The following is a 12,687-nucleotide window of genomic DNA, read 5'->3' as shown; positions in this document are numbered from 1 at the left end:
GGTGTGGGCGACTACGAATACGAAAAACAGATGGCGGTGATGAACCGGCATCTCGCCCCGCAGGTGGATACCATCTTTCTGGCGCCATCGCCCGAGTATGCCCATATCTCCTCGACGCTGGTCCGCGAAATCGCCTTCCTCGATGGCCGTATCAGCGGACTGGTACCCAGCCTGGTGGCCGACAAGCTCCACGAGAAGACCGGCGGTTAGCCGCTGCGCCGCTAGAGCCAGACGCTTGCAGGCGGTATCGTGGCCAACCGCTTCTTTTCTTCGGTGACGTGCATGCCTGTTCGGCTTCGTCTGTTCGCCTGCGTGGCGCTCGTTTGTTTTCTGCCGACAACGCCGGCCTTCGCGGCGGGCGATAAGCCGCCCGCGCCGGCGGTGGCCAGTGCCCATCCGGCGGCGACCGCGGCTGGCATGGAAGTGCTTCAGGCAGGCGGCAACGCCTTCGATGCGGCGGTTGCCATCACCGCCGCACTCGCCGTGGTCGAGCCGCAGGGCTCCGGCCTGGGCGGCGGCGGTTTCTGGCTGCTGCATCACGCCGAAGAAAACCGCGATGTGATGGTCGACGGCCGCGAAGAAGCTCCGGGTGCTGCCACGCGCGACATGTATCTCGACGACGAAGGCAACTTCGTTCAGGACCTGTCGCGCAACGGCGCGCTGGCCGCCGGTATCCCCGGCGAGCCGGCGGCGCTGGCGCATATCGCGCAGCGCTACGGCAGGCTCGATCTGGCGCGGACGCTTGCACCGGCGATCCGCCTGGCACGCGAGGGCTTCGAAATAAACGACCACATGCACGCCCTGGCCCAATACCGTAAGGACGTACTGGCCAAGTACCCTGCCAGCGCCGCGCTGCTGCTCGACGACGACGGCGACGTACTGCCGGCCGGCACCCTGTTCAAACAGCCCGATCTGGCCGCCACGCTCGAGGCGCTTGCCAGCCACGGCCGCGACGGTTTCTACGAGGGCGAGGTCGCACGCCGACTGGTAGAGGCCGTGCGTAGCGCCGGCGGCATCTGGAGTCGCCAGGATCTGGCCAACTACGACGTTATCGAGCGCGAGCCCACGCGCGGCAGCTACCGTACGCCCAACGGCGAATACCAGATCGTGTCCGGCTCGCCGCCGTCGTCGGGCGGCCCGGTGCTTGTCGAAGCACTCAATATCCTCGAAGGCTTCGACTGGGCCTCGCTCGACGATATCGAGCGCCGCCACGTCACCATCGAGGCCATGCGTCGTGCCTATCGCGACCGTGCCGCCTATCTGGGTGATCCGGACTTCGTCGATATGCCCATCGCCCGGCTGATCGACAAGCACTATGCGGCCGGTCTGCGTGTGGGTATCCGCATGGATCGGGCCACGCCCAGCGACGAACTTGCCGGCGTGAACGCCGAGCGCGCCAGCGGCCATCACACCACGCATTTTTCGGTGATCGATGCCGAGGGCAATCGCGTCGCTGCCACCCTGTCGGTGAACTTTCCCTTCGGCTCGGGGCTGGTCGCGGCGGACACCGGCGTATTCCTGAACGACGAGATGGACGACTTCTCGGCCAAGCCGCTGGCGCCGAACGGCTACGGGCTGGTCGGCAGCGAAGCCAACGCCATCGCGCCGGGCAAGCGCCCGCTGTCGAGCATGACGCCGACCTTCGTCGTGGGCGACAATCGCGAGATCGCGCTGGGCACCCCGGGCGGCAGCCGTATCACCACCATGGTGCTGCTCGGCGTGCTCGACTTCGCCCACGGCGGCGACGCCGCGAGCGTGGTCGGCAAACCGCGCTACCACCACCAGTATCTGCCCGACCACGTCGAATACGAACCCGGCGCGCTCTCGGCGGATACGCGTGCCGGTCTCAAGAAACTGGGCCACCGCTTGAAGAATGTCGATCGCCACTACGGCGATATGCATGCGGTGATCTGGAACAAGGCCGAGTCCCGTATGGACGCCGCCTCCGACCCGCGCGGCATCGGCTGTGCCGCGATCGGCGAGAGCGCGCCGGTCTGCGAGCACGAGTCCCGCGACGCCGAAGCGGCTACCGCCGACTGAGCGGGCTGGCCGCGGTTCCGGCGTTGGCGTAGCGCGTCGCCGGTTCTGCCTCAGCCAAAAAAAACCGGCGGCTCATGCGAGCCGCCGGCCTTGATCAGCAGCTTTTCTATTCAGCCCTGGTCGTTGGGTCGGTTGGCTTCGACCTCGATCTGAATATCGACTTCGTCGGCGACCATCGGCACGTAGGCATCCATGCCGAATTCGCTGCGCTTGATTTCGGTCTCGGCCGAGAAGCCGCAGGTATATTTCTTTTCGTCCATGGGGTTGGTCTTGCAGACGATATCGTCCACGTCGAGCGTGACCGGCTTGGTGGTGCCGTGCATGGTTAGCTCGCCTTCGACGGTGGCCTCGTCGTCGCCGTCGAAGCTCACGCTCGTGGACTTGAACGACATCTCGGGGTACTTGTCGACTTCGAAGAAGCCTTCGGTTTCGCGTAGATGCTCGTCGCGCTTGTCGTGGCCGGTATCCACGGTGGCCGGATCGAGGGTGACGTTCACGCGGCTGGTATCGCCTTCGCGATCCATGACGATTTCGCCGCCGGTGACATCGATACGGCCATGCATGGTGGACAGGCCCATATGGCCGATCTCGAAATTACCGTAGGTATGCGTGGGATCGATGGTGTAGGTTTCGGCTGCGTTGGCGGTGAGCGCCGTCGCGGCGAGCATGCCGGTCGCGGCCAGACCGATGAGGGTTTTATTCATACGATTCACTTGCTTTGCGGTTTTGGATTGTCGTGACTGCATCCGAGTGTATCGAACTTCGGGTAAACGCTGGCTGTACGGCGCTTTGGCTTATCCACACACAAGAACCTGAAGAATTGCCATGCCCGAAGGTCCCGAAATACGACGCATGGTCGACGATATCGCAGGGGCGGTCGGCGAGCGCGATGCCGACGCGGTGTTTTTTGCCTTCGAGCGCTACAAGGGCTTCGAGTCCGCGCTGTCCGGCCGCCGTGTCGCCTCGGTAAAAGCCCGCGGCAAGGCCGTACTGGTGTTCTTTGCGGCAAGCGACGACGACGGGCCATGGTGTGTTTACAGCCATAACCAGCTGTACGGACAGTGGCGGATCGGGCGTGCCCATTCATTGCCGGCCACGAAGCGCCAGCTGCGCTTCGCGATCACGGCCGGGCCGCGGGCCGCGCGCCTGTACAGCGCCTCGGATATTCGACTGGTGCGCCCCGACGCGCTCGACACCGTGCCCTATCTCGCCCGGCTTGGCCCCGATCTGCTCAACGATGCGGACGTCGACGATGCCCGGCTACTGCAACAGCTCGACGACCGGCGCTTCAGCGGCCGCGCGCTCGGCACGCTTCTGCTCGATCAGCAATTCATCGCCGGTGTGGGCAACTATCTGCGCTCCGAAATCCTGTTCGTGGCCGGCCTGCATCCAAAGCAAAAGCCGCGGTCGCTGACTACTGTGCAACGACAGCGTCTCGTCGCAGCCACACGCGGCATGATCGAACAGGCCTATCGGCTCAAGGGCATCACCAACGAGCCCGACCGCGCGCAGCGCCTCAAGGCGCAGGGCCAGTCCTTTCGCGCACGCCGCCATCGGGTCTTTGGCCGCGCGGGTCGTGCCTGCTACGACTGCGGTACGACGATCGAAAAATCCACCATCGCCAGTCGGCGGTTCTACCGCTGTCCGGGCTGTCAATCTAACTGATCAGGGTATAGACGAAATAGCCGGCCAGCCCGGCCGGCACCAGCCCGGCCAGCACCCAGAAACCGTCGCGGCCGGTCAGCCCCAGACCCATGAAGGCGATGGCAAACGCGGGGGCGGCCGCGGCGAAGGGAATGATTTCCAGCGGCACCATGCACAGCCCGAGCGCGACGCACGCCAGGCCGATCAGACGTGTGGACGCGCCCTGTACGAGCACGGTTAGACGGGGCCGTACCAGACGATCGATACGCCGGGTCCAGGGGGTCAGGCGACGCGATACCTGACGATAGCGATGCCGCTCGATCGACAGACGGCGCAGACGCTTGGGCAGCCAGGGGTGGGCCTTGCCGAAGATCAGCTGGGTGGACACCAGCGCGATCGAGATCCCGCATACGCTGGGAATGCCCGGCACCGCCCCCGTCGGCAGTGCGGCGATCAAGGCGAGAATGAGCACCAGCGGCCCATAGCCGCGCTCGCCAATGACCTGCAGCACTTCACCGATCGACAGACGGTCGTCGGCGCTGTTGCTCTCGGCCTGGCTCTCTGCGCTGGAATCAAGCGATTCCAGCAGTCCGGTAAGGGTCGGCTGTTGGCCCATCGGGGCTCTGTTGCGGGGTAGGAATACGGCTCAGATTAGCACGACAGAGGGCCAGTTCCCGAGCGACGTCTCGTGCTTTATTGTATGCAGCATCGATTTTTAGACGACAGTGATCAATGCACTACAAACGCCTCGGCCGCACCGGCACGAAAGTCTCGCCCCTGTGCCTGGGAACCATGACCTACGGCACCCCGGAATGGCGCGAATGGGTGCTCGACGAACAGGCCAGCCGGCCGTTCATCAAGCAGGCACTGGATGCCGGCATCAACTTCTTCGATACCGCGGACATGTATTCGCGCGGCGACTCCGAACGCGTGGTCGGCAAGGCGCTCACCGACTACGCCCGGCGCGACGATTTCGTGCTCGCCACCAAGGTGTTCATGCCCATGGGCGACGGCCCGAACGACCGCGGCCTGTCGCGCAAGCACATCATGAGCGCGATCGATGGCTCGCTCGAACGTCTGGGCACCGATCACGTGGACCTTTACCAGATTCATCGCTGGGACTACGACACGCCCATCGAGGAAACCATGGAAGCGCTGCACGACGTGGTGAAGGCCGGCAAGGCCCGCTATATCGGCGCCTCGTCCATGTACGCATGGCAGTTCGCCAAGGCCCAGCAGGTGGCCGAGCGCAACGGCTGGACGCCGTTTTCGACCATGCAGCCCATGTACAACCTCGTCTATCGCGAGGAAGAACGGGAAATGCTGCCGCTATGCGCCGATCAGGGCGTGGGCGTGATTCCCTGGAGCCCGCTGGCGCGCGGCGTGCTGGCCGGCAAGACGACCCAGGGCGAAGGCGGCGAGTCCAAACGCGCACAGACCGACGAGAACACGCGCAAGTGGCAGCTCGGCGGCGATATCGATACACCGGTAATCGAAGCGCTGCGCGAGGTCGCGACGGCGCGGGATGTGCCGATGGCACAGATTGCCCTGGCCTGGGTGGCATCAAACCCGGCGATTACCGCGCCGATCGTCGGGGCGAGCAAGTCGCATCATCTCGAGCAGGCCATCGAGGCCATCGATATCGAGTTGAGCGCCGAAGAGAAGCAAAAGCTCGAAGCGCCCTACGTCCCCCACCCGATCGCCGGCCACGAATAGCCGCCGCCGATCGGGGCGAGCGAAGCCGGGCCGAGCGCCCGGCTTCGCCGCAGATCAACCCGCCGCGGCGCGGATTCTGCGCAGCAGCTCGTGGGTCGGGTAGCCGTCGGCGGTCAGGCCGTTGGCGTTCTGGAAGGCACGCAAACCGGCACGGGTGTTCGGCCCCATGATGCCGTCCGGCGTACCGGTGCCATAGCCAAGCTCGTTGAGCAGGCGTTGCATGTCCTTGATCTCGGTTCGCGACAGGCTGGCCAGGGTCCGTGGCCAGTCGCCATAGACGCCGGGCGCGCCGCCGAGCCGATCCGACAGCAGGCCGACCGCCAGCGCATAGCTGGTGGCGTTGTTGTAGCGCAGAATCGTGCGGAAATTCGGCCCCACCATGAAGGCCGGGCCATGGGCGCCGGCCGGCGCGATGATGGAAGCCGAGGTCAACATAGGCAGACCGCGGCTGTCGACCGCGCGTACGCCGGCGGCCTGCCACTGGGCGGTGCTGCGACGGGTATCCAGTTCGGCCTGGGCATAGTCGAAGTTGGGCGGCAGCACGACTTCGCGCCCCCAGGTCTGGCCCGGCTGCCAGCCGTTCTTCTTCAGGTAGTTGGCGGTCGAACCCATGACGTCGGCGATGCTGCCCCAGATATCGCGACGCCCGTCGCCGTCTTCGTCCACCGCATAGGCCAGAAAACTGGTGGGGATGAACTGGGTATGCCCCATCGCGCCTGCCCAGGAGCCGCGCATGCGCTCGCGATCGATATCGCCGTTCTCCAGAATCTGGAGGGCCGCATAAAGCTGCTCCTCGGCAAAGCCGGTGCGCCGGCCGTCGTAGCCCAGGGTGGCCAGGGCATCGATGGTTTCGTAGTTGCCGAAGTTGCTGCCGTAGTTGCTTTCCACGCCCCAGATCGCGCCGATGATCGTGGCCGGCACGCCATAACGGTTTTCGGCCTCGCGGGCCTCGGCCGCGTAGCTGCCCAGCTGTTCGCGGCCCTGGCGAATACGCGCGTCGGAAACCGCGCTGTCGAGATAATCCCAGATGGCGCGGGAAAACTCGGGCTGGCGGCGATCCAGCTCCACGATACGGGGCACGAATTCCGAGCCCTCGAACGCCTCGTTCAGGGTGCGATCGGACACCCCTCGCGCGGCGGCACGACGACGAAAATCCGCGACCCAGCGCTGATAACCGGCAGCATCGCGTACCGGCTCGGCCGGCACGGGGGCGGTCGCCGGCGGCGACGACATGCGCATATCGGTCGCCACCTCGGCCCCGCCCTGTGCCGTATCCGAAGACTGCGCCGTTTCCACCGACTGCGACGCGCAGGCGGCCAGCGTGAGCACGCTTATCGGCAGTAACAAATGACGCCAGCTGCCCAAGACGAACCGTATCCGCATAAGACCAACCCGTTGAAAGAAGAGCCCTAGACTACCTCGCCTGCGGCCTTCGCGGAGGCCCAGGCCCACTGAAAATTGTGCCCGCCCAGATGGCCGGTCACATCGACCACCTCGCCGATGAAATACAGGCCGTCCACCTCGCGGGCTGCGAGCGTGGCCGACGACAGCGCATTGGTATCGACACCGCCGAGCGTGACCTCGGCGGTGCGATAGCCTTCCGTATCGTCGGGGGTAAACTCCCAGGCCGAAAGCTCGTCGACGAGCGTGGCCGTGCTCGCTTCGTCCAGCTGCTTGAGGCGTACGTTACCCGGCGTGCAACGCTCGGCCAGCCAGTTTGCCAGCCGCCGCGGAAACCGCGTGGCCAGCGCACTGGCCAGCCGTGCGTTCGGTCGCGCGGCACGTTCGTCTTCGAGCCAGTCATCCACCGCCTCGCCGGCAAACCAGTCGATGGCCACCGTATCGCCCGGCTGCCAGTAGGACGATACCTGCAGCATGGCCGGCCCGCTCAGACCGCGATGAGTAAACAGCAGCCCCGCTTCGAACAACCCGTCGTTGCAGGCGGCTTCGACGCTCGTGCCGATGCCCGAGAGTTCGGCGAACGCGGGACGCGCCGCGCCCGCCACGGTAAAGGGCACCAGCGCGGCACGGGTCGTACGTACCGGCAGGCCGAAGTCGCGCGCGATGCGATAGCCGATTCCGCTGGCGCCCATTTTCGGTATCGACAGACCGCCGGTGGCCACCACCACGCTTTCGGCCTGCCAGGTCCCGGCGGAGGTCGCCACCTCGAAACCACCCTGGGCATGACGTCTCACGCCGTCGATCGACGCTCGCGCGTGAATCTCCACGCCCGCCGCCGCGCATTCATTGAGCAGCATGGCCACGATCTGCTTGGAGGAGTCGTTACAGAACAACTGCCCGCGCTCTTTCTCGTGGTAGGCGATGCCGTGGGCCTCGACCATGGCGATGAAGTCGGCCGGGGTATAGCGCGCCAGCGCCGACTTGCAGAAATGCGGGTTCGCGGACAGAAAATTATCCGGCCCGCAGTCGAGATTGGTGAAGTTGCAGCGCCCACCCCCGGACATGAGGATCTTCTTGCCGCAGCGTTTGCTGCCCTCGATCACGGCCACGCGGCGTCCGCGCGCGCCGGCCACCGCCGCGCACATCAGCCCGGCCGCACCGCCGCCGAGCACGAGCACATCCGTTGATCGATTGCTGCTCATCAAGCCCGCCCTGATCGCTCACCACACACCCCGGAACCGGCACGAAACACGTGCAAATCCGGGCGTTCCAGGCCGCGATTGTCGCACGGGCAGCCATGCCGACGGCATGCAAGTCGCGCCCCCGGCCGCCGTCTGCGTTCGTCGAAACTTGGTTTCGGATCGCGTAAAAGATATATTTTCCGAACTGCCCGTGGCGTTGCGCCCGTCGATGTCGGATATTGATGCCAGCCCACGATGGCGCGCGCCGCCCACAAAAACGCGCCGGCGGATTTCAACAAGAAGACGGCCCAGCCGCAGCGCGCGTGGTGCGAGAACGTAAGACATACAACAATACGTAGGAGGCTTAAAACGCCATGCTGAAGAGACTCTCGCTGCCCCTAGTGGCAGGCCTCGTCGTCGGTCTGAGTGGCTGCGGCCTCATCTACAAGCCCACCGGTCACGTGCTTGCGCACTATTCGCAGGACGAGGTCGTGCCCTATGTCATCGCCAGCGGCGATCTGGATCTGGCCTCCTGCGGCACCGGCATGGGCCAGCACCAGCTGCTGGGGTCCTTCAGCCGCGTTATCGGCCGCCCGTCCAACGTGCTGCTCAATACCAGCCTGCTCGCCGGCATGTGCGCCGAAGCCCAGGCCCAGGAAGAGCAGCTGCGCTTTGCCCGCGCGCTGCGCGAGGGCAATACCGAAGAGGCGCGGGATGCGCGCATCAACGCCCAGCGTCTGTTCCGGCGTACCGCGCTGCGTCGCTATGCGGTCTATCAGGACACGGTCGACGCCTTTGGCGAACTGGGCAACGGCGAGTGCCCGTCGCTGGGCAACGACGTCGAGGAGTTCGAGTACATGGCCGGCACGCTGACCTCGGTTCAGGCCGTGCTGAGCGATATCCAGGCCTCAAGCAGCGTCGGCGTGCCCCAGGATGTGGCGGCCCGCGCCGGCCGTGCCACCGAGTGCATGGATAACGAAAAATGGTGGGGCGTGCCGAACGCCCTGCAGGCCGTGGTCTGGCTGAGCGTGCCGGGCACGGCGCCGGACGGCAAGGATCCGTGGGCCCAACTCAAGGAAGCGGCCGACTATGGCGAAAGCAAGGGCATGCCGATGGCAGCGATGCTCTACGCCATCGCCGGCTTCGGCCAGTCCGACGAGACCCGGGAGAAGGAAGGCATCCGCCAGGTCGCCAAGATCTACAACGCGGGTGAAGCCCCCGAGGATTACCTGATCTTCAGCGAAGTCGCCTACGCCCAGGCGCTTTATCTATCCGATCGTATCTGGACCCAGGAAACCGGCCAGCGCACCCCGTTTCTCGCGCTCGGCGATTTCCCCGGCGACGACAGCAGTGACTCGGATTCGGACTTCGACGCGGACAGCTTCCTCAACTGATGACAAATCACAACAACGACAACGGGTCGGTAAACGCCGACCCGCACGCCGACGATCAGCCCAAAGCCTATAGCAACAGCCGTAACTGGCTGATTACGCTTCCCGTTGCGGTCCTGTTACTGGGCGCCATCCTGTTTGGTACGAGCGCGTTCATACACGGCCAGCTGCTCAGTCTGGGCGGCGATATCTGGCAGGACTACAACATGCTCCGTGTCGACATGGCCGAACCGGCCTGCGACCCGAACATGGATATCGATGCCCGCGTCGAACGCAGTCAGGCACAGGCCGCCGAGCCCGACGAAGACAGCCTCTTCGATGCCGGGCCCTCGGATCCGGAAGCACTGCGTCGATCGCTCGAAGCCCAGCGCAGCCAGTGCGTGGCAAGCTACGAGCGCTACGAATACAACCAGCAGGTCACCTCGACCTCTTCGCTGCGCGCATTTCGTTCGCTCGAGCTGGGCATGGGCCGTATCAACCAGCTGGGCCAGGAGTTCCAGAGCTATATCCTGGTTCTGCTGATCATGATCGGCGGTTTCGTGGCGCTGGTGCTCAACGAGCAGATCGCGCTACGCGTACCGCGATCGCGGCTGGACCATCGCGTGAGCGCGGGCTCGCAGGTGGTGGCCAACGTCGCCATGGCGGTCAGCGGCCTGGCCTGGATGCGCCTGGATTCGGGCGGCGATTTTGCGCTCAACACCCTGTGGCTGGTGGCCTTCTGCGTGCTGGCAATCGCGGCCGCCTATCGCTTTCTGCGCGTGCCGGCAGATGCCACCGCCAAGGGTTCGCTTTTGTATGCGCCGCTCACGGTACCGCTGTACTGCTGGCTGGCGCTGGTCAGCATCCTGTATTTCTTCATCAGCGAGGGCTATCTCGCCGGGCCGGCCATCCAGCTGGGCAAGATGCTGAGGTTTGCCGACCTGTATACCGCGATCGGTCTGTATGTGTGGGTGGGCATGATGCTCAAGCACACCCGCATCGCCGAGCTGGTGTTCGGGGTGTTTCGCTCATGGGAGATGCGCCCCGAGTTCGTGGTGATCATCGTGGTGCTGGCCTCGGCCTGGCCCACGGCCTATACCGGTGCCTCGGGCATCTTCGTGCTCGCGATCGGCGCGGTCATCTATCAGGAACTGCGTATCGCCGGTACCTACCGCCAGCTCGCCGTGGCCTCGACCGCGATGTCCGGCAGCATGGGCGTGGTGCTCAACCCCTGTCTCATGGTCGTGATCATCGCCGCGCTCAATCGCCAGGTGACTACCGATCAGCTGTTCGGCTGGGGCCTGTACGTGTTCGCGCTGGCCGCGGTGATCTTCACCGGCTTCGTTTATCTCACCCGCAAGAGCCGGCCGCATCTGGCCACGCCGGATGATGCCATCCCGGCCACGCGGGTCGCGCTCGGCCCGATCCTGCCCTATGTGGTGATCGGTTTCGCCGTGGTGTTCGGGTATACCCATCTGCTGGGTCAGTCATTCAACGAGTTTTCGGCGCCGGTGATCCTGCCGCTGGTGATGCTCGGTCTGCTCGGCTATGACCGCTGGCGCGCCCAGCGCCTGTACCAGGCCGCGATCTACAAGGCCGACCGCGGCCAGGCCAAGGGGCCGGACTACGAGCCCTCCGGCTTCTGGAACGCACTGCGTGCAGCGACCGCGGAAACGTCCGTGCTACTCGGCGCCCTGCTCATGCTCATGGTGCTGTCGATCATGTTCGGCGGGGTGATGGAGCGCTCGGGCGTGATGGAGCTGTTCCCGGATCAGTTCTCGAGCGTGTGGTATGCCACGGCGGTGCTGGTGGTGATGCTGGTGGCCATCGGCATGATCATGGAGCCGTACGGCGCCATCATTCTGGTCAGCGCAACGCTCGCGCCGGTCGCCTACAACAACGGCATCAACCCCGTTCACTTCTGGATGATGGTGCTGGCGGCTTTCGAGCTGGGCTACCTGAGTCCGCCGGTGGCGCTCAACCAGCTGCTGACCCGCCAGGTCGTGGGCGACAGCGAGATCCAGGCCGCCAAGGCCGAAGTCGCCAACGACCCCAGCTTCTGGCGTCGACATGAAGGCATGCTGCTGCCGATCACGGTCATGGCGACCACCCTGCTGCTGGTGGCCTTCGCGCCGCTGGTCTTCATGGAGCTGTTCTGATGAACAGCCGGCTCGAAACCCAGCAAACCACAACAGGCAATCAGCCCGTAGTACTAGAAGACAACCCCGGAGGATATGATCCATGCTGTCTCGAAAAATGACCTCTTATCTGGGTGCCGCTGCGCTTGGCGCCGCTGCCCTTTTCGGTGGCGCGCTGCAGACCGCGAGCGCCCAGGAAACCCGTTCGCTGTGTATCTATGACCCGATCGGCGCGAACGGCTTTATCTACCAGTCGTTCCAGGACTACGTGGTGCAGGCACGCGAATGGGGCATCAAGCTCAACGCGCGGGCCTATACCGATGAAGCCGTGGCCGCGAACGACTTCAAGGCCGGCAAGTGCGACATGGTCGGTATCACCGGCATTCGCGCCATTCATTTCGTGAAGTTCGCGGGCAGCCTCGACATGGCCGGCGGTCTGCAGAGCTACGATCAGGTCAAGACCGCCATCAAGGTGATGTCGAGCCCCAAGGCGGCCGATCGCATGAGCGAAGACGGCAATGAAGTCGTCGGCGTCGTGCCGCTGGGCAAGGCCTTCCTGTTCGCGCGCGACAAGTCGTATCTGGAAAGCCTGGACACCGTCGCCGGCAAGAAGATCGCGGTGATGTCCTACGACAAGCAGGCCTCGACCCTGGCCAACGTGGCCGGTGCCTCGCCGGTGGGCGCCTCCATCGCCTCCTTCGGACCGATGTTCAACAACGGCAGCGTGGATCTGGCCTATGCGCCCTCGTTTGCCTACAACGCGCTCGAACTCTACAAGGGCCTCGGCGAGCAGGGCGGCATCGCCGACTTCGTGCTCGGCATGCTCTCGGGCCAGCTGATCATCCATGAAGACAAGTTCGACGAAGGCTTCGGCCAGAAGTCGCGTGAGTGGGTGTTCAACAACATGTTCGACTCGACCCTGCGCCGGGTGAAGAACGCCGACGAGGAAATCCCCGACAAGTACTGGGTGAATATCTCCGGCGATCGCGACGCGAACTATCGCGAAATGTTCCGCAACACGCGTGAGCAGCTGTGGGAGCAGAACTGGTACGACCACGAAATGCAGCACATGCTCAAAAAGATCCGTTGCTCTAGCGACGCCGGACTGGCTGAATGCAGCCAGGACAGTGAAGGCGGCGCGGTCAACTGATCGACCGGTGCTGTATCGACCCGCCGTATGGATCACCCTGCGGCGGG

The 12,687-nt window shown here is 64.8% G+C and carries 10 protein-coding genes and 1 pseudogene; 7 read left to right on the top strand and 4 right to left on the bottom strand.

The features are described from left to right. Positions 1–210: pseudogene (locus CMN27_RS06085) on the top strand (pantetheine-phosphate adenylyltransferase); the annotation flags it as partial. A gap of 72 nt (positions 211–282) precedes the next feature. After that, the gene (ggt, locus tag CMN27_RS06080) at positions 283–2,040 is read left to right on the top strand and encodes a gamma-glutamyltransferase (RefSeq protein WP_293624866.1); all 1,758 of its coding nucleotides are present in this window, start codon (positions 283–285) and stop codon (positions 2,038–2,040) included. A 110-nt stretch (positions 2,041–2,150) separates the two neighbouring features. On the opposite strand, the gene CMN27_RS06075 is transcribed toward ggt, so the two are convergent. Continuing rightward, on the bottom strand, positions 2,151–2,744 hold the full coding sequence (locus CMN27_RS06075) for a YceI family protein (RefSeq protein WP_293624864.1): 594 nt from the start codon (positions 2,742–2,744) through the stop codon (positions 2,151–2,153). 121 nt (positions 2,745–2,865) lie between these two features. Here CMN27_RS06075 and nei point away from each other — a divergent pair, with 121 nt between their 5' ends. Beyond that, positions 2,866–3,705 carry an endonuclease VIII gene (gene nei, locus CMN27_RS06070; RefSeq protein WP_293624862.1) on the top strand — a complete coding sequence of 280 codons (840 nt, stop codon included), beginning with the start codon at positions 2,866–2,868 and terminating at the stop codon, positions 3,703–3,705. Here the strand turns inward: nei and CMN27_RS06065 are convergent. Continuing rightward, positions 3,698–4,300 (bottom strand): exopolysaccharide biosynthesis protein, encoded by a 603-nt coding sequence (locus tag CMN27_RS06065; RefSeq protein WP_293624860.1) that lies wholly within the window; start codon positions 4,298–4,300, stop codon positions 3,698–3,700. The two genes, nei and CMN27_RS06065, sit on opposite strands and share 8 nt — an antisense overlap. A 116-nt stretch (positions 4,301–4,416) precedes the next feature. Here CMN27_RS06065 and CMN27_RS06060 point away from each other — a divergent pair, with 116 nt between their 5' ends. Continuing rightward, positions 4,417–5,400, top strand: coding sequence for an aldo/keto reductase (locus CMN27_RS06060; RefSeq protein WP_293624858.1), 984 nt, complete (start codon positions 4,417–4,419; stop codon positions 5,398–5,400). Between the two features lie 54 nt (positions 5,401–5,454). On the opposite strand, the gene CMN27_RS06055 is transcribed toward CMN27_RS06060, so the two are convergent. Together CMN27_RS06055 and CMN27_RS06050 are read right to left on the bottom strand one after the other, a co-directional pair. Then, positions 5,455–6,783 (bottom strand): lytic murein transglycosylase, encoded by a 1,329-nt coding sequence (locus CMN27_RS06055; protein WP_293624856.1) that lies wholly within the window; start codon positions 6,781–6,783, stop codon positions 5,455–5,457. A 26-nt stretch (positions 6,784–6,809) separates the two neighbouring features. After that, positions 6,810–8,003, bottom strand: a complete 1,194-nt coding sequence (locus tag CMN27_RS06050; RefSeq protein ID WP_293624854.1) for an NAD(P)/FAD-dependent oxidoreductase — start codon at positions 8,001–8,003, stop codon at positions 6,810–6,812. A 353-nt stretch (positions 8,004–8,356) separates the two neighbouring features. On the opposite strand from CMN27_RS06050, the gene CMN27_RS06045 reads away from it, so the two are divergent. The 3 genes from CMN27_RS06045 (at position 8,357) to CMN27_RS06035 (ending at position 12,640) form a co-directional block, all read left to right on the top strand. Then, entirely contained in the window at positions 8,357–9,376 is a 1,020-nt protein-coding gene (locus CMN27_RS06045) for a hypothetical protein (protein ID WP_293624852.1), read from the top strand. Beyond that, the gene (locus CMN27_RS06040; RefSeq protein ID WP_293624851.1) at positions 9,376–11,511 is read left to right on the top strand and encodes a TRAP transporter large permease subunit; all 2,136 of its coding nucleotides are present in this window, start codon (positions 9,376–9,378) and stop codon (positions 11,509–11,511) included. Before CMN27_RS06045 ends, CMN27_RS06040 begins: the two co-directional genes overlap by 1 nt. 82 nt (positions 11,512–11,593) lie before the next feature. Beyond that, positions 11,594–12,640: a putative solute-binding protein gene (locus CMN27_RS06035; protein WP_293624850.1), complete on the top strand. Its 1,047-nt coding sequence runs from the start codon at positions 11,594–11,596 to the stop codon at positions 12,638–12,640. Positions 12,641–12,687 lie beyond the last annotated feature (47 nt).

The organism is Salinisphaera sp. (assembly GCF_002729955.1).
Taxonomy (GTDB): domain Bacteria; phylum Pseudomonadota; class Gammaproteobacteria; order Nevskiales; family Salinisphaeraceae; genus Salinisphaera.
The sequence above is the reverse complement of the archived record's forward strand: the minus strand, read 5'-3'. Positions and strand labels throughout refer to the sequence as shown.